Annotated in this window: 19 protein-coding genes, 2 pseudogenes and 2 riboswitches; of the genes and pseudogenes, 12 read left to right on the top strand and 9 right to left on the bottom strand. The window is 47.9% G+C overall.

What is annotated here, in order from left to right; translation table 11 throughout:
- The first annotated feature begins 6 nt into the window (after nucleotides 1-6).
- Together MHI54_RS03655 and MHI54_RS03650 are read left to right on the top strand one after the other, a co-directional pair.
- Nucleotides 7-627, top strand: coding sequence for an NUDIX hydrolase (locus tag MHI54_RS03655; RefSeq protein ID WP_340082918.1), 621 nt, complete (start codon nucleotides 7-9; stop codon nucleotides 625-627).
- Between the two features lie 41 nt (nucleotides 628-668).
- Nucleotides 669-1,226: pseudogene (locus MHI54_RS03650) on the top strand (histidine phosphatase family protein).
- Between the two features lie 57 nt (nucleotides 1,227-1,283).
- Here MHI54_RS03650 and MHI54_RS03645 read toward each other — a convergent pair.
- The 6 genes from MHI54_RS03645 to MHI54_RS03620 form a co-directional block, all read right to left on the bottom strand.
- Entirely contained in the window at nucleotides 1,284-2,285 is a 1,002-nt protein-coding gene (locus tag MHI54_RS03645; protein WP_340082324.1) for an oligopeptide/dipeptide ABC transporter ATP-binding protein, read from the bottom strand.
- Nucleotides 2,282-3,298 (bottom strand): ABC transporter ATP-binding protein, encoded by a 1,017-nt coding sequence (locus MHI54_RS03640; RefSeq protein ID WP_095216829.1) that lies wholly within the window; start codon nucleotides 3,296-3,298, stop codon nucleotides 2,282-2,284. Before MHI54_RS03640 ends, MHI54_RS03645 begins: the two co-directional genes overlap by 4 nt.
- A gap of 13 nt (nucleotides 3,299-3,311) precedes the next feature.
- On the bottom strand, nucleotides 3,312-4,160 hold the full coding sequence (locus tag MHI54_RS03635; protein ID WP_095216828.1) for an ABC transporter permease: 849 nt from the start codon (nucleotides 4,158-4,160) through the stop codon (nucleotides 3,312-3,314).
- A gap of 22 nt (nucleotides 4,161-4,182) precedes the next feature.
- A complete protein-coding gene (locus tag MHI54_RS03630) occupies nucleotides 4,183-5,127 on the bottom strand; it encodes an ABC transporter permease (RefSeq protein ID WP_340082323.1) in 945 nt (314 codons plus the stop codon).
- A gap of 69 nt (nucleotides 5,128-5,196) precedes the next feature.
- Nucleotides 5,197-6,783: an ABC transporter substrate-binding protein gene (locus MHI54_RS03625; RefSeq protein ID WP_340082322.1), complete on the bottom strand. Its 1,587-nt coding sequence runs from the start codon at nucleotides 6,781-6,783 to the stop codon at nucleotides 5,197-5,199.
- A gap of 12 nt (nucleotides 6,784-6,795) precedes the next feature.
- The gene (locus MHI54_RS03620; protein ID WP_095216825.1) at nucleotides 6,796-7,992 is read right to left on the bottom strand and encodes a M20 family metallopeptidase; all 1,197 of its coding nucleotides are present in this window, start codon (nucleotides 7,990-7,992) and stop codon (nucleotides 6,796-6,798) included.
- A 108-nt stretch (nucleotides 7,993-8,100) separates the two neighbouring features.
- Nucleotides 8,101-8,204: riboswitch (SAM riboswitch) on the bottom strand.
- A 199-nt stretch (nucleotides 8,205-8,403) separates the two neighbouring features.
- Nucleotides 8,404-8,507, top strand: a riboswitch (SAM riboswitch).
- 77 nt (nucleotides 8,508-8,584) lie between these two features.
- On the opposite strand from MHI54_RS03620, the gene MHI54_RS03615 reads away from it, so the two are divergent.
- The 4 genes from MHI54_RS03615 (at nucleotide 8,585) to MHI54_RS03600 (ending at nucleotide 13,470) form a co-directional block, all read left to right on the top strand.
- Nucleotides 8,585-9,700, top strand: coding sequence for a methionine biosynthesis PLP-dependent protein (locus MHI54_RS03615; protein WP_095216824.1), 1,116 nt, complete (start codon nucleotides 8,585-8,587; stop codon nucleotides 9,698-9,700).
- Nucleotides 9,697-10,869 carry an aminotransferase class I/II-fold pyridoxal phosphate-dependent enzyme gene (locus MHI54_RS03610; RefSeq protein ID WP_095216823.1) on the top strand — a complete coding sequence of 391 codons (1,173 nt, stop codon included), beginning with the start codon at nucleotides 9,697-9,699 and terminating at the stop codon, nucleotides 10,867-10,869. Before MHI54_RS03615 ends, MHI54_RS03610 begins: the two co-directional genes overlap by 4 nt.
- A 16-nt stretch (nucleotides 10,870-10,885) precedes the next feature.
- Nucleotides 10,886-11,992: a 5-methyltetrahydropteroyltriglutamate--homocysteine S-methyltransferase gene (locus MHI54_RS03605; protein ID WP_340082321.1), complete on the top strand. Its 1,107-nt coding sequence runs from the start codon at nucleotides 10,886-10,888 to the stop codon at nucleotides 11,990-11,992.
- A gap of 126 nt (nucleotides 11,993-12,118) precedes the next feature.
- Nucleotides 12,119-13,470 (top strand): IS1182 family transposase gene (locus MHI54_RS03600; protein ID WP_340081544.1). Its coding sequence is split into 2 segments (ribosomal slippage): nucleotides 12,119-12,686 and nucleotides 12,686-13,470, totalling 1,353 coding nucleotides; the frame shifts between segments, so codons are not numbered across the junction.
- 130 nt (nucleotides 13,471-13,600) lie between these two features.
- Here the strand turns inward: MHI54_RS03600 and MHI54_RS03595 are convergent.
- A pseudogene (locus MHI54_RS03595) lies at nucleotides 13,601-13,828 on the bottom strand (DapH/DapD/GlmU-related protein); the annotation flags it as partial.
- A gap of 210 nt (nucleotides 13,829-14,038) precedes the next feature.
- Between MHI54_RS03595 and MHI54_RS03590 the strand changes: the two are divergent.
- From MHI54_RS03590 to MHI54_RS03580, 3 genes are all read left to right on the top strand, one after another.
- A complete protein-coding gene (locus MHI54_RS03590) occupies nucleotides 14,039-14,800 on the top strand; it encodes a biotin/lipoate A/B protein ligase family protein (protein WP_095216848.1) in 762 nt (253 codons plus the stop codon).
- Nucleotides 14,801-14,812: 12 nt separating this feature from the next.
- The gene (gene lipA, locus MHI54_RS03585; protein ID WP_095216820.1) at nucleotides 14,813-15,733 is read left to right on the top strand and encodes a lipoyl synthase; all 921 of its coding nucleotides are present in this window, start codon (nucleotides 14,813-14,815) and stop codon (nucleotides 15,731-15,733) included.
- Nucleotides 15,734-15,862: 129 nt separating this feature from the next.
- Nucleotides 15,863-16,768: a DMT family transporter gene (locus MHI54_RS03580; protein ID WP_095216819.1), complete on the top strand. Its 906-nt coding sequence runs from the start codon at nucleotides 15,863-15,865 to the stop codon at nucleotides 16,766-16,768.
- Nucleotides 16,769-16,819: 51 nt separating this feature from the next.
- Here the strand turns inward: MHI54_RS03580 and MHI54_RS03575 are convergent, their stop codons facing one another.
- A complete protein-coding gene (locus tag MHI54_RS03575) occupies nucleotides 16,820-17,737 on the bottom strand; it encodes a class I SAM-dependent methyltransferase (RefSeq protein WP_340082320.1) in 918 nt (305 codons plus the stop codon).
- Between the two features lie 246 nt (nucleotides 17,738-17,983).
- Here MHI54_RS03575 and pdxS point away from each other — a divergent pair, with 246 nt between their 5' ends.
- The 3 genes from pdxS to MHI54_RS03560 all read left to right on the top strand — a co-directional run bounded on the left by pdxS (nucleotide 17,984) and on the right by MHI54_RS03560 (nucleotide 19,832).
- Nucleotides 17,984-18,868 (top strand): pyridoxal 5'-phosphate synthase lyase subunit PdxS, encoded by an 885-nt coding sequence (gene pdxS, locus MHI54_RS03570; RefSeq protein WP_340082319.1) that lies wholly within the window; start codon nucleotides 17,984-17,986, stop codon nucleotides 18,866-18,868.
- A 17-nt stretch (nucleotides 18,869-18,885) separates the two neighbouring features.
- Nucleotides 18,886-19,470 carry a pyridoxal 5'-phosphate synthase glutaminase subunit PdxT gene (gene pdxT, locus MHI54_RS03565; protein ID WP_095216816.1) on the top strand — a complete coding sequence of 195 codons (585 nt, stop codon included), beginning with the start codon at nucleotides 18,886-18,888 and terminating at the stop codon, nucleotides 19,468-19,470.
- Between the two features lie 158 nt (nucleotides 19,471-19,628).
- Nucleotides 19,629-19,832, top strand: coding sequence for a zinc ribbon domain-containing protein (locus tag MHI54_RS03560; protein WP_095216815.1), 204 nt, complete (start codon nucleotides 19,629-19,631; stop codon nucleotides 19,830-19,832).
- A gap of 135 nt (nucleotides 19,833-19,967) precedes the next feature.
- On the opposite strand, the gene MHI54_RS03555 is transcribed toward MHI54_RS03560, so the two are convergent.
- Nucleotides 19,968-21,431 carry a PLP-dependent aminotransferase family protein gene (locus MHI54_RS03555; protein WP_340082917.1) on the bottom strand — a complete coding sequence of 488 codons (1,464 nt, stop codon included), beginning with the start codon at nucleotides 21,429-21,431 and terminating at the stop codon, nucleotides 19,968-19,970.
- Between the last annotated feature and the right edge of the window lie 81 nt (nucleotides 21,432-21,512).

Here is a 21,512-nt window from a genome sequence, read left to right as displayed (position 1 = left end):
TAGGTGATAGTCTTGGAAAAATGGTTGGAATGGGCCAGGAGGATACAGGCAATTTCCCAGGCAGGGCTGCATTTTTCAAAGGATGTATTCGATCGGGAGAGATACGAGGAGCTGCAGCAGCTCAGCGCGGAAATCATTGCTGATTATAGTGTGCAGTCAAAAGAACAAGTCAGGGGGATGCTCGCAGCCGAAAAAGGTTATCCCACACCTAAGCTGGATATACGAGGAGTCGTGTTCCGGGATGGAAAACTGCTGTTGGTGAAGGAGAAGATGGACGATCGCTGGTCGCTGCCTGGCGGATTTTGTGAGGTGGGATTATCGGCTGGTGAAAATGCGGTAAAGGAAATCAAAGAGGAGTCTGGATACGACGTGATGCCAAAGAAACTTTTAGCAGTGCTGGATTCAGATAAACATACCGACAAACCGCAAATGTTCCATTACTACAAAATCTTCCTGCAATGCGAGATTGTCGGCGGGGGAGCGCAGGGAAGCGCGGAGACAAGCGAAGTCGGATTCTTTGACGAAACCAAGCTCCCGCCATTGTCGCTGAAAAGAAATACGGAGGCGCAGGTTCAAATGCTGTTTGGATTTCTGCGTAACCCTGACAAACTGAGCGTGTTTGATTAGACTGGATTTTGTCTGTGAAAATGAGGATCAGGGGTGTAAATATAACTACCATCATTTATGTGATAAGGCATGGCGAATCTCCCAAGGAAGGTAATCAAAGAACGAGAGCTTTGACTGATAAAGGTAGGCGGGATGCTTTAAAGGTTGCCAAATCCTTGAAGGGTGATGGGATGGAACTTTTTGTTTCCAGTCCATACACACGTGCAGTTGAAACAATCCGTTGCTTGGCGGAATATGCGGAAAAAGAAGTGGATGAAATCGAGGATCTGCGGGAACGCGTCTTTGCTCCGAGTGATACGCGGATCTTCGATAAGGAATTATCTCCTTCGTTAAAGGAATCTTTTGCCGACCCAAACTCCTCCTTTCCAGGAGGCGAGTCGAATGCAGACTGTCAAAAAAGGGCTTATGGCAGTATGGAGGATTTACTGAGAATCTATCAGGGATCTAAAAATAGGTACACATGGCGCTGTCACGACACTGATGATGGGCTATTATGATAGTCGGTATGGTTTGGATTTTTTATTACAATCAACTAAGCCAGATATATAATGAAATTCGAAGGTCGGGAATTGATGGGGATAGAAAGAGTGTGGAGCTGATCCGGGAAAAATGGTAAGGGTACATAAAAAGCAACCTGCACGTGCAGGTTGCTTTTCTTATAATGTAATCCTGGCATTCTCCTCCGCACCGACTGGAAAGAAGCAAGCTACTTCCTGTCCAGGAACACCGCGTTCTTCCGGGGCGGGTATGTTGGTTTTGCAGAATTCCGTCGCTTTCGGGCAGCGGGTATGGAACACGCAGCCGGATGGCGGGTTGGCAGGGGAAGGCAGTTCGCCTTTCAACACAATGCGTTCCCGTGCCCGTTCTTTATCGGGATCCGGCAAAGGCACAGCAGATAGCAGCGCATTTGTATAGGGATGCTGTGCATGCGTCTGGAATGTTTCGCGATTGGATTTTTCCATCACTTTGCCTAGATACATGACAGCGACGCGGTCAGCGATATGATTGATCACGGAAAGATCGTGTGCAATGAAGACATAGGTCAAATCCAATTTCTTCTGAAGATCCTGGAATAAATTGATGACCTGGGCCTGGACGGATACATCCAGTGCACTGACAGGCTCGTCGCAGACAATCAGCTTTGGCTCCAGGGCGATGGCGCGGGCGATTCCGATCCGCTGGCGCTGCCCGCCGGAGAATTCATGCGGCAGCCGGTGATAATGATCATCGGGATTCAATCCGACGAGCTCCATCAGCTCTTTTACCCGGGATTCCAGATTTTTTGTCTTTTTGTACGCCTTCAGCGGAGCGGCAATGCTTTCGCTCACTTTCATGCGCGGATTCAGGCTGGTATATGGATCCTGGAAAACCATTTGCATATTGCGGCGCAGCTCGTAAAGCTCCTTGGAAGACGCATCTGTATACGTTTTTCCGTTAAAGAGGATATCGCCGGAAGTGGGCTTTTGCAATCCGACGATGCTTCTGGCAAGTGTGCTTTTCCCGCAGCCTGATTCCCCTACAATCCCCAAGGTTTCTCCTTTATTGACAGTCAAATCGATACCATTCAAAGCCTTCACATGACCTGTCGTTTTCTGCAGGACTCCATTCTTGATCGGGAAATGGACGTGTAAATCCTTGATTTCCAATAATGCGGTCAAGATAGCAGCACTCCTTTCTGCTCTGCTACAGCTTGTTTTTCTTCATCGAATTGCGGCTTGCTGAGAACACAAGCGGCCCAGTGGTCTGTTCCGCGTTCTATGAGCGCAGGATCGGTTTGCAGACAAGCATCCCGTGCGAATGGGCATCGGGGATGGAAATTGCATCCTTTTGGCGGATGAATCAGATTAGGCGGATTCCCCTCGATATGCAGCAGCCGTTCGGAACCTGCCGCATCCAGTCTTGGAATCGAGCGCAGCAGCGACCATGTATATGGCATGGCCGTATCATAAAAAATATTTGCTGTACTGCCGGACTCGACGATTTTGCCGGCATACATGACAAGGATCCGATCTGCCAGATTTGCCACGACTCCAAGATCATGGGTAATCATGATGATGGCTGTTCCATATTTCTTTTGGATGTTTTTCAATAGTTCAATGATCTGGGCTTGGATCGTCACATCCAATGCTGTTGTCGGTTCATCCGCGATGAGCAGCTTCGGTCTGGCGGCGAGTGCAATGGCAATCAGGACGCGCTGGCGCATCCCTCCGGAAAATTGATGCGGATAATTATGCATCCGGCGTTCCGGGTCTGGGATACCGACATCTGCCAGCAGTTCGAGCGCTTTTTGGCGCGCTTCTTTTTTGGGAAGCTTTTGATGGGTCTGGATGGCTTCCATCAGCTGTCTGCCGATTTTGAAAACGGGATTCAGGCTCGACATCGGATCTTGGAAAATCATCGCGATTTCTTTCCCGCGCAGGTTGCGCAGGCGCTTTTTATCCATTGTCAGGATGTTTTCTCCTTCGAAGAGGATTTCTCCTTCAGGGTAGGTGGCTGGTGGTTCAGGGTTCAGCTTTGTCAGTGAATGAGCAAGGACGCTTTTTCCGCTGCCCGATTCCCCGACGATGCCGATGGTCTGCCCAGCTTCCAGCCGGAATGATACACCATCAACCGCTTTGACGAGGCCGGCTGGTGTATCCAGGTGGACATGCAGATTCTTTACTTCTAGCATAATGTAACCTCCTCTAGGCAGCTGGTGCTGTTTGTTTTGGTTTCCGTTTCCGCTTTCTCTTGATGCTATGCGGATCGAAGGCATCCCGGAGTCCGTCGCCAAGTATGTTCAGCGACAAGACGGTAATCACGATTGCGATGCCAGGGAAAATCGAGAACCAGGGAGCGATCGTAATATAAATCTGTGATTCCTGCAGCATATTTCCCCAAGTCGGCGTGGATGGATTGACACCGACACCGAGAAAGCTGAGTGCAGCTTCTGCTAGTATGGCTTTGGCAAAAATGAATGTACTTTGCACAATGATGGGGGAGAGTACATTCGGCAGTATATATTTAAATAAAATGACGATATTTCCAGTCCCTGTTGTCCGCGCTGCTTCGATATATTGTGCGTTGTTGATTTGCAGTACGGCAGAGCGGACCACTCGTGACATGACCGGGAAGAAAGCAATCGTCAGGGCGATGACGATATTCGTGATGCTTCCGCCAAGCGCCGCTACGAGCGCCAATGCCAAAAGCAGGGCAGGAAAAGCGAGAAATCCGTCCACAATCCGCATCAGGATAAAATCCGTTTTACGGAAATAGCCGGATACAAGACCGATCAATGTACCGATGACTGTCGCTATGATGGCTACAATGACACCGACAGCTAAAGACACACGGGCGGCGACGACCACGCGGGCAAAAATGTCACGGCCGAAATCATCGGTGCCGAACCAATGAGCGCCAGATGGTGCAAGCAGTCGCTGGTTGGCATCCATTGCCGCAGGGGAGACCGGCAGCCACCAATTGGCGGTGATCGTTGCCAAGGCAATCAATAAGAAAATCGTCAGGGCGATAATGTTTCGTTTCTTGGACATCATCGTTTATGTACCTCCTTTGGCTTCAGTCATAGCGGATCCTTGGATCCAGGAATGCATACAAGAGATCGACGACAAGGTTGACTAACACATAGATAGCAGCAATGAATAGCACGACACCTTGAATCACTGGATAATCCCGTCGGTGAATCGAATCGATCAGCAGCTGTCCGATTCCTGGGATGGTGAACAGCGTTTCGATGATGACCGTTCCGCCGAGCAGTCCCGCAACAGTGGCACCAAGGACAGTCGTTGTCGGGATGAGTGCATTGGCGAAAACATGTTTCATCAATACATCGCGTTCACGGACGCCTTTTGCCCGTGCCGTCTTTGTATAATCCTGGTTCACGGAATCCAGCATGCTGTCCCGGAGCATTCTTGCGATGATGCCGATTTCTACAAGCGCAAGCACAAAAGCAGGCAGAAGCAAATGATAAAGCCAGGCTCCGAAACCTTCAGAAAGTGGGATATAACCGGCGACCGGGAATATCGGGAACGTCACCCCAAACGCCAGCACAAGCAAGATGGCGAGCCAGAATTCCGGAACCGACACACCGAGCAGGGATGCGTTTGTGAATAATGGATCCAGGATCGTCTTGCGTAAAGATACAATCAGGATCGCAATCGGAATGGAGATGACCAAGATAAAGAGCAGGGACAAGGCCATCAAACTGAAAGTGGGGCCAAAATTGGCAAAAATCAGTTCCGTGACCGGCTGGGAGGAATACACACTTGTTCCAAGGTCGCCAGTGATGACTTGTTTGAGCCAGTCGAAAAATTGTATGTACAGTGGCTCATTCAGGCCAAGCTGTTCTTCCAGCTGCGCGACGGCTTCAGGTGAGGCATCTTCACCAAGGATGATGAAAGCCGGATTGCCAGGTGTCAGGTGAACGAGCAGGAATACGATGATACTGACCACGAGCATGACAGGTATGACAGACAGCAGCCTGCGGATTGTATAGTTAAGCACAAGCGTCACTCCTTTATTTGGAAATGGAAGAAAATCGCCAGCGGTAACGCAGGCGATTTTCTCGGGGCATTACTGGGATTTCCATGTATTCCAAAAGCGCGGACCATACCAATCTTCATAATCCTGCAGCTTGGAAGTACGTGCATCCAAAGTGGAAAGGTTGCTTACTTTTTCGAATGGAAGCTCATCATAGATTGTCTTGTTCAATTCAGCAAGGATTTCTTTTTGGGCTGCTTCATCTTCTGCCTCGCCCCATTGTGCGACAAGCTCCTGCCAGCGTTCGCTGTTATACCAGCCGCTGCTGTTGGAATCCTGGCTCACCATTCCGGCTTGGTTTGGCGAGAAGAACGGAGACCAGCCAACCACTACCATATCCCAGTTAGCACCATCGCTCCATTTTTCCAAGTAAGTTGCCCATTCATAGGACTCGAGCTCGACATTGAAACCGACCGCTTCCAGCTGCTGCTCGGCAATCTCCGCGATTTTCTTATACTCTGCATGGTCATTGGAGAAGATGATTTTCACTGGCTGCCCATCATAAGAGCTGTCCTCCAGCAGCTTTTTCGCCTCATCCGGATCATAGGCCTCGAAGTCATCGATGTTTTGATCTGAGTAAAGAGCTGTTTGATCCGGAGTGAACAAGGCACCATCCAGATTGTAGAATTCACTGTTGCCATAAGTTGCCTTGGCGATGGCTTCTTTATCAAGCGCGGCATGAAGTGCTTCGCGGACTTTGATATCATCAAATGGCGCTTCGGATTTATCCGGTGTGATGACGGAATAGCCATTGCTTGAGATGGCAGGTTCGACGTTCGGTGTCGTATCGACTACATCATACAAATCAAGCGGAATGGACTGTACATAATCATATAAATCTGTCTTCAATCCATTGAGCATGACTTGAGGGTCTTTGACGATCTTGAAATGAATCGTATCCAGATAAGCTGTCTTCTTACCTGTCAAACCGCCCCAGTCTTCCTCTTTACGAGATTGATAATCTTTGAATTTGGAAAGGACGATTTCATTTCCGCGCTTCCAGGAATCGAATTTGAAGGGACCTGTACCGATCAGCTGTTCATTTGTCAGCGGCTGTTCACCAGCGGCTTCTGCAATGTCGGCAGGAATGATGACAGCAGATGCTTTCGGAGCAGCCAGATCGGTGAGCAAAGCGGCATACGGGTCTTTCAGCGTGATGACCAATGTCAAGTCATCTGTTGCTTCGACAGCATCCACATGTGTTGCTGTGATCTTACCGACGGAAGAGACCTTGAGCCAGCGTTCGATCGATGCTTTGGCATCCTCGGCAGTCACGTCCTGGCCGTTGTGGAATTTCAGTCCATCACGCAGGGTGATCGTGTATGTTTTCTTGTCATCGCTGACGGTATAGTCGTCGGCTAGTAAAGGACGAGCCTGGTAATCCTTATCGAGGGCGAACAGGCCTTCATAGATATGCCAGCCTATTTTTCTCGCAGCGCTTTCACCGGAATACATCCAGTCCAGTGTGTCGGGATCCGCTGTCATGGCAACGTTCAAGTCGCCGCCTTCCACGGGTTCTCCGCCGCTTGCGCCGGAACTGCTGCTGGAATTGCCGGAGCATCCGAACAGTGCGATGGTAGCCGCCAAGCCTAATGATATAAGTGCAAATCTCTTCTTCAAGACATTTCCTCCTTAGCTTCCCAATAACGAGAATACGATTTTCGTGAACGCTTTTTCGGTGATGAGCAATGCGCGCTCATCGATGTCGAATTTCGGATGATGATGCGGATAGTGTGTGCCTGTATCCTCGTTGCGGGAGCCAACTTTAAAAAAGCTGCCGGGTTTTTCCTGCAGGTAATAAGCGAAATCTTCCGCTCCCATCCCGGTTTCAAGCTCTATTACCTGTTCTTCGCCGAATTGCTCGGAGAACAGCCTCTGCAAAAGAGCAGTCTCCTCAGGATGATTATAAAGCGCAGGATAGCCGTGCAGGTAATCGATGGAATAGGTTGCGCCGAATCCGCTCGTGATCCCCGAAACGATTGCTTCTATCTGCTGTCTGACCTGCTTGCGGATGTCGGCATTGAATGTCCGGACCGTGCCTTCCAATTTGGCTGTATCCGGAATGACATTGAACGCATTGCCGGACTGGAAGACACCCAGTGTCACAACCGCGGATTCCAGCGGGCTGACTCTGCGGCTGACAATCTTCTGCAAGGCGCTTACGATATCACTGCCGATGACGATTGGATCGACAGCTTCCTGAGGAGCGGCGCCATGCCCCCCTTTTCCTTGGATGGTGATCGAAAATTTATCCACTGCGGCCATTTTGAATCCTTCGCCGACACCGATTTTCCCGACAGGGGCAGCAGAGTTAAGATGTGCGCCGTAGACATAATCGACGCCGTCGAGTGCTCCATCTTCAATCATCGCCTTGGCACCGCCGGGCGGTACTTCCTCAGCAGGCTGGAACAGGAAGACGACTTTGCCTTTCAGGCTGTCCTTATGCTTGATCAATGCTTTGGCAGTCCCGAGTAGTGCAGCCGTATGACCGTCATGCCCGCAAGCATGCATCACACCAGGTATCTGGGAGCGATAGGCTGTTTCTTTCTCGTCCTCTATCGGCAGGGCATCGAAATCAGCCCTGAGGGCAATCGTCGGCCCAGTCTCTTTCCCTGACAGCGCTGCGACAATGCCGTAGCCGCCGATATTTGTCTGGATATCCTCATATCCGAAGCTGTGCAGCTTATCAGCGATGAAACGGGCTGTTTCTGTCTCTTGAAAACTCAATTCAGGATGCTGATGCAGATATCGTCTCCATTCGACGACTTCTGCGAAATCCTGTTCCAATTCCTTATGTACCTCCGCAAGGGTCTGCTTTGTGGTCTCCATCCTATAGCCTCCTGTAATAATCTTGATATCTCCAATGAAATTAATCGGATTTTGTCTTAAAAAAAGGCCCCTTCCACAAGAAGAGGGCCATTTTTCAAGCTTCCGCTCTTCTTATCTTCAGTGTCAAACACCTGGAATTAGCACAGTACTGCGGCTTGCAGCCTGTTGCTTTGGTTTCTTAGGGCCATTCCCTCCACCAATCTGGATAAGAAATATCAGTTGTAAGGAAAAGGATAGACCGAAAAGTACTGGGTGTCAATCCTATTTTTTTACTTTGACTGCCATCAAAAACGGCTTTGCCTAAAAAAATCAACAGAAATAATTGTATTTGATGGAAAATTATCAAAAATATCTTGACTGGATTTTCCTGTATGTTAACATGGCTATAATATAAAAAATGAATAGTGATTTTTCTTATCAAGAGAGACGGAGGGAATTGGCCCTATGATGTCTCAGCAACCAGTCTGTCCAGACACGGTGCTAATTCCAAAAGGTATCCGCCTTAAAGATAAGAAGCTGATTCGGTTATGACTGGACCTTCTTCCTTTTTGGGGAGAAGGTTCTTTTTTTATATAGAAGGGTGAGAATCGATATGGGAAGTAGCTTAGAGACAACATTTGTACAGATAGGAAACCGAAGTGATGAAGTGACAGGTGCTGTCAATCCGCCGGTTTATCTTTCCACTGCTTATGCACATGGCGGAATCGGGGAATCGACTGGTTATGATTATACCCGGACGAAGAACCCGACTCGGGCTGTTCTGGAGGAAGGATTCGCAAAGCTTGAAAAAGGTGACCGGGCTTTTGCCTGCAGCTCGGGCATGGCAGCGATCCAACTCGTATTATCACTTTTCCGATCCGGAGACTCCCTGCTCGTGCCGGAGGATATTTATGGCGGCACCTATCGACTGTTCGATTTCTATTCGGAATCATACGGAGTGACACCGATTTACGCTCCATTTCGGACAGTGGGAGAAACAGCAGCGATGATTACGGATGAGACAAAAGCGATCTTCCTGGAGACACCTACAAATCCACTGATGCAGGAAATCGATATGGATGCGTATGCGCAACTGGCGAAAGCACACGGTCTGTTGCTGATTGTCGACAATACATTCCTGACGCCTTATCTCCAGCAGCCAATTACACATGGGGCAGATATCGTCATCCATAGTGCGACGAAATATATCGGCGGACATAATGATGTACTGGCTGGACTGGTCGTGAGTAAGGGCGTAGAGCTGTCAGAGCGCCTGTCTGTACTCCATAACGGCATCGGTGCCGTGTTATCCCCGCTCGATTCCTGGCTTCTCATCCGTGGCTTGAAGACGCTGCCGCTCCGAATGCGGCAGCATCAAACCAATGCCAAGCGCATCGCGGCATATTTGAAAGAGCAGCCAAAGGTGGAGGATGTCCTATACGCAGGCAAGGGCGGCATGCTTTCTTTCCGGGTCAAGGACAGTAAATGGGTCGATCCGTTCCTGCGCAGCCTGAAGACCATTACATTTGCAGAAAGCCTTGGCGGAGTGGAGAGTTTCATTACATATCCAACGACACAGACCCATGCCGATATCCCTCTTGAAGAAAGGGAAGCCAGGGGAATATGCGATCGGCTGCTCCGTTTCTCGGTCGGGATCGAAGAAGCGGATGATTTGATCGGAGATTTGCAGCAAGCATTCCAAAGAGTGGACCAGGAGGTCATCTTATGAGCGAACAGCATTTGGAAACGGCGTGTATCCAAGGCCGGCATAAGGAACAGCGGACAGGTGCGGTGAACGTGCCGATTTATCTTTCCTCCACTTACCATCAGGAAGGCTTCGATGCTTTCGGTCCGTTCGACTATAGCCGTTCCGGCAATCCGACACGGGAAGCGCTCGAGCAAAAGGCGGCAGAACTGGAGGGAGGGACATGTGCTTTCGCTTTTTCATCGGGCATGGCAGCGATATCTTCTGCATTCATGCTGCTGTCTGCGGGCGATCATGTGGTAGTGACCGAAGATGTGTATGGCGGTACGTACCGTTTTGTGACAGAGATCCTTCCTAAGTTCCAGATCAGCCATTCCTTTGTGGATCTAACCGATCTGGATGCGGTTGAAGCGGCCATCCAGCCAAACACGAAGGTCATTTATCTGGAATCACCCTCCAATCCTCGTTTGAAGGTGACGGATATCCGTGCGGTTGTACGGTTGGCCAAGCAGAATGGGTGCTTGACTTTTTTGGATAATACGTTTTTGACGCCATTGTATCAGCAGCCGCTTTCACTCGGTGTGGATGTAGCCATCCATAGTGCGACCAAGTTCCTTTCCGGGCATAGCGATATCATCGCCGGGCTCCTGATCACCAGGGACAACGATCTGGGAGAGCGGCTTGCCTTCATCCAGAATACATTCGGGGCCATCCTTGGTGCCCAGGATAGCTATTTGCTGCTCCAAGGCATCAAGACGCTGGGAGCAAGGCTGCGTCAGTCGACGGAGACAGCGGGAAGGATAGCATCCTACTTGCTGGAGCATCCGCTTGTGGAAGATGTCTTCTACCCGGGTTTGCCAACCCATAAAGGCCGCGATATACATACCGGGCAAGCCAGCGGGAACGGAGCGGTATTATCTTTCATCCTGCCGAGCAGGGAGCATGCGAAGGTATTCGTTGAACAGCTTCGCATTCCGGTTTTCGCCGTCAGTCTTGGCGCGGTGGAATCCATCCTCTCGTATCCTGCTGCAATGTCGCATGCGGCCATGCCGGAGGATGAGCGGAGAAAACGCGGCATCACAGATGGCCTCTTGCGTTTATCTGTCGGTTTGGAGCATGCAGAAGATCTTATCGGGGATCTGCACCAGGCTTTGGAGGCTGCTGGGCGATCAACAGAGATAGTGAAAAATTAAAATGGGAGAGATGAACATGACAATCAAGACAAAAACGGCACCATTCAGAGCAGATCACGTAGGGAGCTTGCTTCGTCCCGATGTACTGCACAAAGCAAGACAGCAATTCAACAATGGACAAATCACCAAACAAGAGCTGCGGGAAATCGAGACATCGGAAATCAAAAGAATTGTCGACAAACAGATTGAAGTCGGACTGGAACTGGTGACGGACGGGGAATTCCGGAGAAGATTCTGGCACACTGATTTTCTCGAACACCTTAATGGAATCACGGGGTATGTCCCGGAGACAGGTTATCTGTTCAAGGGCGAGGAAACAGAACGCTATAACATAAAAAATACAGGCAAAGTATCGTTCAATCCAGATCATCCATTCCTTGAGGATTATAAAGTATTCCAAGATATCGTCGCTGGCAGGGCAGTAGCCAAACAGACGATTCCAAGTCCGAATCAGCTCTTCCATACAGATATTCGAGATCATTCGATTTATCCGGATATCGAGGACTTCGCAGCTGATGTCATCCAGGCATACAGAGATGCCATCCAGGCATTCTATGACGCAGGTGTACGCTATTTGCAGCTGGATGATGTGTATATTGCCACATTATCTTCTCCTGATACGAAATTCGATGGGGAGCACTCCCGTGAATTCTTGATCGATCTGGCACGCCGTGTCATCAATGGTGTGTTGGAAGGAAAGCCGGAGGATCTTACCGTGACAACGCATCTCTGTCGCGGAAATTACCGCTCCACGTATATGTTCGGAGGCAGCTATGATTTGATTGCCCAGGACTTATTGGCAAAAGAGAAGGTGGATGGTTTCTTCCTGGAATACGATGACGCACGATCCGGAACATTCGAACCACTGAAGTATATTCCAAAAGATGGTCCAAGAGTCGTATTGGGCGTGGTGACTTCCAAGTTCGGGGAATTGGAGGATAAGGAAGCAGTGATCAACCGGATTAAAGAAGCGACGAAATATATCCCGCTTGATCAAATCTGTCTCAGTCCCCAATGCGGTTTTGCTTCCACGCATCACGGCAACAAATTGACAGAAGAAGAGCAATGGGAAAAACTGCGCTTCATCGTTGATGTAGCGAAGACTGTTTGGCCGAACCAATGAGAAAAAGCCGTCATTTTTGACGGCTTTTCAGGCTGTCGAGAAAGTCTCGACAGCCTTTTTATTTTGAGTTCACTTCTTTTTCTTACTTTTTTATAATAGAAGAAACGACTAAAAGGCGGTGCCAAGATGTTAAATTCCAGAGAGAATGACCAAACAGCTCTTGAAATCGTAACTATAGAAGAACTTGTCCCTGAAAACCACCTATTGCGTAAGATAGAAACCCACATAGATTTCTCCTTCATCCGTGAAAAAGTTCGTCCTTATTATTCGGCGGACAATGGCCGTCCTTCCCTAGATCCTCTTGTCCTCTTTAAAATGATCTTTATCGGCTACCTTTTCGGTATCCGTTCCGAAAGGCAATTAGAGAAAGAAATCCAGACAAACATTGCTTACCGTTGGTTTTTAGGACTTAAACTCACGGACCCAGTCCCTCACCACTCTACAATAAGCTGGAATCGTTGTAATCGATTCAAGGGCACAGATATCTTCCAACAAATCTTTGATGAAATTGTAGAACAGGCAATGAAGCATCGTATGGTTGGAGGACGCGTCTTATTCACTGATTCCACCCACTTAAAAGCCAATGCGAATAAAAGAAAGTTCATCAAGAAGGAAGTACAGGAAGCTACTCGTTCATATCAGGAAGAATTGGATAAAGCAATCCAAGAAGAACGTACAAAACAAGGAAAAAAGCTTTAAAGTCACGAGAGGAGGTGACAGAAACGAAAGTAGTGAAAGAAAGCACGACTGATCCAGAGAGTGGCTATATGTATCGAGAAGGAAAGCCTGAAGGCTTTTTCTACTTAGATCATAGAACTACGGATATGAAATATAATATTATTACCGATGTCCATGTCACGGCCGGAAATGTGCACGATTCACGGCCTTATTTGGAGCGCCTTGAACGACAGAAGGAACGCTTTAATTTTGATGTGGAAGCTGTCGCTCTGGACTCCGGTTATCTCACTACGCCAATCTGTCACGCCTTGAATGAACAGAATATTTTCGCTGTCATCGGTCACCGACGTTTTCATCCTACTAAAGGATTAATGCCTAAATGGAAGTTCAAGTATGTCCCAGAGAAAGATCATTATGTTTGTCCAAACGGACAAACATTACCTCTGCGAACAACAAATCGAGAAGGGTATAAAGAATACGCATCTGACCCTAAACAATGTACTGCTTGCCCACTGTTGGCCACATGTACGAAATCAAGAAATCATCGAAAAGTTATCACAAGGCATGTTTGGGAAGGTAGTAAAGATTGGGTGCGGGAAAATCGCCTGAGCCACTCAGGAAAGTTATTATATAAATTGCGAAAAGAAACGATAGAGCGAAGCTTTGCGGATGCGAAACAACTCCACGGGCTTCGCTATTGTAGGTTACGAGGAAGAGAAAAAGTGCAGGAACAGGCGCTGATGACAGCGACCTGTCAGAACATAAAAAAGATAGCCAACCACCTAGCAAAGCTAGGATAGGTAGGTGGCTGGCTATCTTTTTTATAAAACAGCCCTTTAAAGAAAGCAGAAGAGTATCGAATAAAAAAAGATTGTAGAGAAACTGGGATTTCTCTACAATCTGAAAAGCCGTCATTTTTGACGGCTTTTTTTATTCTATATCCTTTATATGTTTTGCCGGATTGCCAGCCACAATCGTATTCGCCGGCACATCTTTCGTTACGACAGACCCTGCTGCCACGATGGAGTTATCACCGATTGTGACACCGGCAAGTATCGTACAGCTTCCGCCTATCCAGACATCATTCCCTATCGTGACAGGAATGGCAAATCCTTCTTCTGTCCTCCCTGTTGGCTGGATGGAATGACCAGCGGTATAAATCCCGACATTAGGTCAAAATGATAACCCATTGGGAAAAAGAGTAATATATCCTAGTATGATAGTCGGTTTTTTAGAAAGCGGTTGCGTACGTCGTAAGAAGAGGTCTAGAATAAAATTGTTAAGATTATTTGAACTTTCAAAAGAGAAGGTGACAGCTTGAGGAATTGGGTTTTCTGGGACGACGGTGATCATACCCCATCCTTTAATATGGCGGCGGATGAAATGCTGATGCAATGGCACCGTGAGGGACGGATCGCCCCTGTATTACGTTTTTATGGCTGGAATCCTGGCGGCTTTTCCGTCGGCTATTTCCAAAAGACAAAGAAACGTTTCAATCTGGATGAAATCGAAAAGCGAGGCTTCGAGCTGGTGCGCAGGCCAACTGGCGGCCAGGCAGTGCTCCATCATCAGGAACTGACTTACAGCATCATTGTAAAAGAGGATCATCCTGGGATACCGTCAACGATCAAAGAGGCGTATAAGGTATTATCCGAGGGGCTGCTGCTTGGTTTTGAGAATCTGGGCATCCAAGCGGAATTCGCCATACCTGCTGACTCGAAGCCGAAGGGTACTGCCAATTGCTTTGAGGAAGCTTCTTGGTATGAAATCAATGTGGATGGAAAGAAAGCAGCTGGCAGTGCCCAAACCAGGCAAAAAGGTATCATACTCCAGCATGGTTCGATTCCGGTCTGGCTGAATCGCGAGGATCTGCTGGAATTATTCCTCTATCCAAGTGATCGTGTAAAAGAACGTGCTTACCAAAGCTTCGCAAACAAAGCGACCAGTCTGCAGGAATTCATTCCTGCGCAGACAACGATGGAGGATATACGAGCTGCCTTTTATGATGGTTTCCAAAAAGGACTTGATGTGACATTTGAAAGACTTGAACTGGATGAAGAACAGCTGGAAGCAATCGAACAGCTGGCCAAGGAGAAATATCGGGATGATGAATTCTTATATGCTCGTTAGGGAGGAACGAAAATGGTAAAGAAAACGATGGCACAACGACGGGAAGGAATGCTCCGCAAACCGGAGTGGCTGAAGATCGACTTCAATACGAATGAGGATTACATGGATTTGAAGAAAATGATGCGGGAAATGAATCTCCATACCGTATGCGAAGAAGCAAAATGCCCTAATATCTATGAATGCTGGTCAGTACGGAAAACAGCGACTTTCATGATACTTGGCTCCATTTGTACAAGGGGCTGCCGTTTCTGTGCTGTGACTTCAGGCAAACCGACAGAGCTTGATTGGGCAGAGCCGGAACGAGTCGCCGATTCCGTTGCGAAAATGGGACTGCGCCATGCCGTTGTGACAGCGGTGGCCCGGGATGATCTGGAGGATGGCGGATCTGCTGTTTTTGCTGAAACAGTCCGTGCGATTCACCGCCGGATGCCAAATACGACGGTTGAGGTGCTGCCTTCGGATATGAAAGGTACATATGAAAGCATCAAGACACTGATGGATGCCAAGCCGGATATTTTCAATCATAATATCGAAACCGTCAGACGCCTGACTCCAACGGTCCGCCACCGTGCAACCTATGACCGTTCACTCGAATTATTGAAACGTGTCAAAACCATTTCTCCGGACACGCCTACGAAATCCAGCATCATGCTGGGACTAGGGGAAACGAAGGAAGAAATCCTGCAGGCCATGGATGATTTGCTGGAACACCAGGTCGATATCATGACGATCGGACAATACCTGCAGCCGTCCTTCAAGCACTTGAAAGTACAAAAGTATTATCATCCGGACGAATTCGCCGAGCTGAAGGAAATCGCCCTGCAAAAAGGTTTCCGGCACTGCGAATCAGGCCCGATGGTCCGCTCCTCCTATCATGCGGACGAACAAGTGAATCCAGAAGCGAGACAGCGCCAGTTCGGCGGCTGCTCATAAGCGGGAAGGGGTCATGCTGATCAGGCATGACCTCTTTTATCAAAGCTGAAATTTTATCAAGACAACTTCACAGTCAAGGATCTAAAATTAATCGTTATACAATTTCAATAGTACTGAGGAGGAGCCTTGTTGAAACAAAATCAAACTGCCATTCTACTGCTTATATCCATCATTGCCATATCCTTTGCAGCCATCTTCGTCAAATGGTCCGATGCTCCTGCAACGATCCTCAGTATGAACCGGATGTATCTGGCTTGTTTGTTGCTGGCGCCGATTGTATGGATGAAAAGAAAGGAGTTCAAAAAAATCGGCAGGCGGGAAGCCCTTGCCTTTGTATTATCAGGAGCTTGTTTAGCAGCGCATTTCGCGCTATGGTTCAGTTCCCTTAAGCTGACGACTGTAGCGAGCTCGACCATCATCCTTTCGCTCCAGCCGATCGTCGCCATGATCGGCGGATTCCTGCTTTATAAAGAGAGGGCTTCCAGAGCCGTCATCATCACCATCGGCATTTCCATCATCGGAGTTGTCATGGTGGGGTGGGGAGACCTTGGATTGGATGATCCCTCTGCCCTCATCGGGGACCTATTATCCTTCTTATGTGTCATCGCGGTTGTCGGCTATCTGCTGATTGGACAAAACAATGTCAGGAAAGTGTCTCATTGGGTATACAGCTTCTGTGTCTTCCTGTCAGCGGGTGTATGGCTGAACATTTATAATCTCGCAGCCGGGGTGCCAATCAGCGGATACGGATTTGACGAATGGAAGATCTTTCTCCTGCTGGCTGTCTTTCCGACGCTGGCGCACGTCATATTCAATATGCTCCTGAACCATGTCAATACGACCACGATTTCGATGAGTGTATTGGGAGAGCCGGTCGGTGCGACCCTTCTCGCAGTCTGGCTGCTAGGGGAGAAAATAGCTCCTCTGCAGATAGTCGGGGGTGTGATTGCATTGATGGGAGTTCTCCTGTTTTTAATCCGGCAAAGCAGTGAGTATCGTGTATTGGAAGCAGAGAAGAAGGGACAGATTGAATGAGGAAATAACGGAAGGAACATACCTGGGTATGTTCCTTCATAAAGGATAAATTTATTTTTTTACAGCATGAATATAATGGATTGTCTCAAAAGCAGATAAGTAGTCTTTCCGGTCCGCAAAATAGAGCTCATTTATTCTGGATGGTGATAAATGTTCATATATCAACAAGCCTGATCGTTCCAACATACTCTCCATTTCTTCATAGGAAAAGCAGCCCTTCATCGTTTCCCCGCTGGCGGCAGCCATTTTCACCATGTTTTCGACTCTGGTCGAAATTCCTTTTTCTTCGAAGAGTTTTTCATCGGCATAATCGAAGACAATGGAACTACCAGGCGGAACATAGCTAAATAGATGATCGATTAAGTCAAAAAATTCCTCCTTCGCCAAGTAATAAGATACCCCCAGCAGACTGAAGAAAGTTTTTTTACCAGTATTAAATCCGGCCTTTATCAGATGATGGAAGGAAAATTTTTTCGACAAATCCATCGAAACAAAATGGAGGTTGGAAGGAATCTCAAAGTTGGCTTCAGCTAACCTTTTTCTTTTGAACGTTTGTGCTTCAGGAAGGTCGACCTCGAAAATATGCAGGCTTTTTTGTAATTCTGGATGACGGAAGCTGAATGTATCCAGCCCGGCACCTAGTATGACATATTGTATTGCTCCTAAGGCAATTTCATTATGAAGTACTTGTTCACAGTACGCAGCACGCGCTAACGGAGTCGGCGAAAGCTGGATCTGTATTATCCATTTGAGAATTTCTGCTGTATCATTATTGAGTTTAGCTGCGATATGTTCGTTAAAGAAATGAACGCCTTTTAGCATATTTGCCTTGATGGCCTCGATTTCCTCGGGAAGAATTAACTCTTTGGCAATGTAATCATCGAAGATCTTCGGTGTATCGTGCTGACTGTGATATGCCCGACTAAAAGCAGATATTAGCGAAGTTAAACTGGATTCCTTCTTATTCAACAAGACACACTCCTTAAACAAAAATAGGGTTCCCTGGCCAGGGAACCCTATTTTATACAATAAATAAATAATTGTAAATTATAGCATAAATAGATTTTTTTGTCAAATATTTATCGGTTTTTAGTTGTGTTGCCTTAACTGGATCGCAGGGCAGATTGTTATACTGAATCCTTGCGTGTTATACCCTATCCATATGTACAATATCCTCATCGAACTTTTCAGATAATAAAAGCAGGAGGAGTCAATATGGCGAAAACAGGTACCGATTTAGTTAAACGGGGTATGGCGGAAATGCAGAAGGGCGGCGTCATCATGGATGTCGTGAACGCAGAGCAGGCGAAGATCGCGGAGGAAGCCGGTGCAGTAGCGGTTATGGCACTTGAGCGTGTACCTTCTGATATCCGGGCTGCCGGGGGAGTTGCACGGATGGCGGATCCGACAATCGTAGAAGAGGTATTGAATGCTGTTTCCATTCCGGTGATGGCGAAAGCTCGAATCGGACATATTGTCGAAGCACGCGTGCTGGAATCCATGGGTGTCGATTATATCGATGAAAGTGAAGTACTGACACCGGCAGATGAAGAGTATCATTTGAACAAGCGGGAATTCACAGTACCTTTCGTGTGCGGAAGCCGTGATTTAGGTGAAGCTGCCCGCCGCATCGGGGAAGGTGCTTCCATGCTCCGTACAAAAGGAGAGCCTGGAACCGGTAATATCGTCGAAGCGGTTCGTCACATGCGTAAGGTGCAGTCTCAAGTACGAAAGCTTCTTTCCATGGATTTGGATGAAGTGATGACATTTGCCAAAGAGCTGGGCGCACCATATGAAGTCCTGCTTCAGATCCGTGAAGCAGGCAAGCTTCCAGTCGTGAATTTTGCAGCAGGCGGTGTGGCAACGCCAGCAGATGCTGCGCTGATGATGCAGCTTGGAGCGGATGGTGTCTTTGTCGGCTCTGGTATCTTTAAATCTGATAATCCAGCGAAATTTGCCAAAGCCATCGTGGAAGCAACGACGCATTACCAGGATTACAAACTGATTGCAGAGCTTTCCAAAGGACTTGGCACGCCGATGAATGGAATCGACATCACAAGCCTCTCTCCGGAAAACAGAATGCAGGAGCGCGGCTGGTAAGAAAGGGGATTTGCTCGATGAAAATCGGTGTATTGGCCCTTCAAGGTGCGGTGGCTGAGCATGCACGAACAGTGGAGGCGGTCGGCGCAAAAGCTGTCTTGGTCAAACGTGTGGAACAGCTGGCTGACTTGGATGGATTGATTTTGCCTGGCGGTGAGAGTACTGCAATGAGAAGACTGATTGATCGGTATCATTTCCTGGAGCCATTACGGGCTTTCGGTGCATCCGGAAAACCGATTTTCGGCACTTGTGCCGGAATGATTTTGTTGGCAAAACGTATCAATAATCAGGAAACGAGCCATCTGGGCCTGATGGATGTGACTGTGGAGCGGAACGCGTTCGGGCGCCAGGTTGATAGCTTTGAGACGGGCCTTGAAATAAAGGGAGTGGCAGATGATTTTCCTGCAGTTTTCATTCGGGCGCCTTATATTCTGGAAGCCGGACCTGATGTCGAGGTGCTGAGTGAAGATGCAGGGCGTATCGTCGCGGCAAGAGATGGACATTATCTGGCAACAGCCTTCCACCCGGAACTTACCGATGATACCAGATTGATTGCTTATTTCCGCGATATGGTCGGGGAAGCTGCGAAAGCTAGGCTATGAAAGAAGGAAGCTGTCCCTGGGGCAGCTTCCTTCTTTGTCTGTCCCATTTTATAAAATATCAGCTCAGCTTGATACCGAGCTCTGGATAGATTAAAAATGAAACCTGCAAGATGCTGTCTTCGTATGAATGATAGAAAAAGAAAAAGGGAGCGTCGTTTATGCAACAGAGTGGCTGTATAAAATGCGGAGGTACAGATGTTTCACAAAAAGAAGTGGCAATGACGGGCACTGGCCTGTCGAAGTTATTCGATGTGCAGCATAATCAATTCCTGGTCATTTCTTGTACACAATGCGGGTATTCGGAATTATATAATAAGGAATCATCTAAAGGCAGTAATTTGCTGGATTTATTTTTTGGTTAAAAAGCTATCCCAAGAGGATGGCTTTTTTGCGTTTACTGAGATGATGGAAGTGAAATGAAGTCAGAAGGCTTTAGCAGGATTTCCGCATGCTAAAGCCTCCATTGTTTCCGATCTGATTACAAACTGGATCCCGAGTCAGAAGGTAGGCGAAGAAGAGCTGGATGGCTGCATCGCCTGCATGATATCACAAAGGATCTGAACACCTTCTTGCAATCGTTTTTCATTGGCATAGGAGTAGCTCAGCCGGAATGTGCTATGTTCATTTTCAATGGCAAAACAAGCAGAGCCAGTGAGGAAAGAGACATGACGCTTGTTTGCTTCATATAGCAGGGCGTTGCTGTCCAGCCAAGCAGGCAGCTGTATCCAGACATTCAAGCCACCCTTGGGATTCAGCCATGTCACACCGTCGGGGGCATGCTCTGCCAGGACTTTCAGCACCGTATCACGGCGGCTCTTCAAGGCAGCCCGAAGCCGCTTGGTGTGCTGTTCCATCTTGGTGGAATCGAGGAGCGGCAGAATCACCTTTTGCGGCAGCAATGGGCTGCCGAGATCCATATTCGCTTTTGCTGCATAAAGCCGCTTGAAGATCGAACCGGAAGCTGCTATCAGGCCGATACGGCAGCCAGGCGCAATCGTCTTGCTCAACCCTTTCAAGTAGATGACATGCCCTGTCTTATCCATGCTCTTGATCGGCAGCGGCGGCTTTCGGTCAAAGTAGATATCGCTGAATGGATCATCTTCCGTGATCAGGCAATGATGGCTTTCAGCGATATCAAGCAATACTTTTCGACGCTGCAGCGGCATGATGGTTCCCGTTGGATTATGGAAAGTAGGTGTTGTATAAATCAATTTTGGTTTATGTTTCTCGCATAAGCCATGCAGCATATCCACTTGCATGCCATCTTGATCAATCGGAACAGTAAGGATGGTGGCGCCACGGCTGCGGAAAACATCGATAGCACCAGGATATGTCGGTGCTTCCATGATCACGACATCACCAGGACCGATGAATGTACGAGCAACAAGGTCGATACCTTGCTGGGAACCGCTAGTGATCAGCAGGTTTTCCGGTGCAGTGTTGATTTTTGATTTTTGCAGATTTTGTACCATTTTCTCACGTAATGCCAGGTCACCCTGAATGCCGCCGTATTGCGACAGTATGCGCGGATTCTGCATGAATACTTGTGCAATCAGCTGATCCATGTATTGATTCGGGAACAAAGCCGGATCGATCATGGAGGAAGAGAAATGGTAACTCGCATCCGAATCCTGAAAACGCGCATATTGGGAACGGTGCAGGTAATCAGGAATGCTCAGCTGCCAATCCAAATCGGATCCTGCAGGAAGGCTTTCCGGCTGCTGCTGGGCTTTGACATAAGTTCCTTTGCCTTTGCTCATTTCCAAAAAACCATCTTCTTCTAGCTGTTTGTAAGCCTTCATGACCGTGACGAGGCTAACTTCGAGATCTTTGGACAGCTGCCTTACTGTTGGGAGTTTTGTTCCGCCTATCAATAAACCGGAGCGGATTTTATCCACGAATGACATATATATTTGCTTGGAAAGCGGAATTGCTTCGTTTTTATTAATTGTGATCATCAGCTTGCTCCTATTTGTTATACATTGTTATATTATGATGCCAGTATAGCATCTTCTTGTATACTATGTGTAAGATGAACGAAG

The sequence above is a fragment of the Terribacillus sp. FSL K6-0262 genome (assembly GCF_037977385.1).
GTDB lineage: Bacteria > Bacillota > Bacilli > Bacillales > Amphibacillaceae > Terribacillus.
This window is presented reverse-complemented; position numbering and strand designations above follow the sequence as displayed.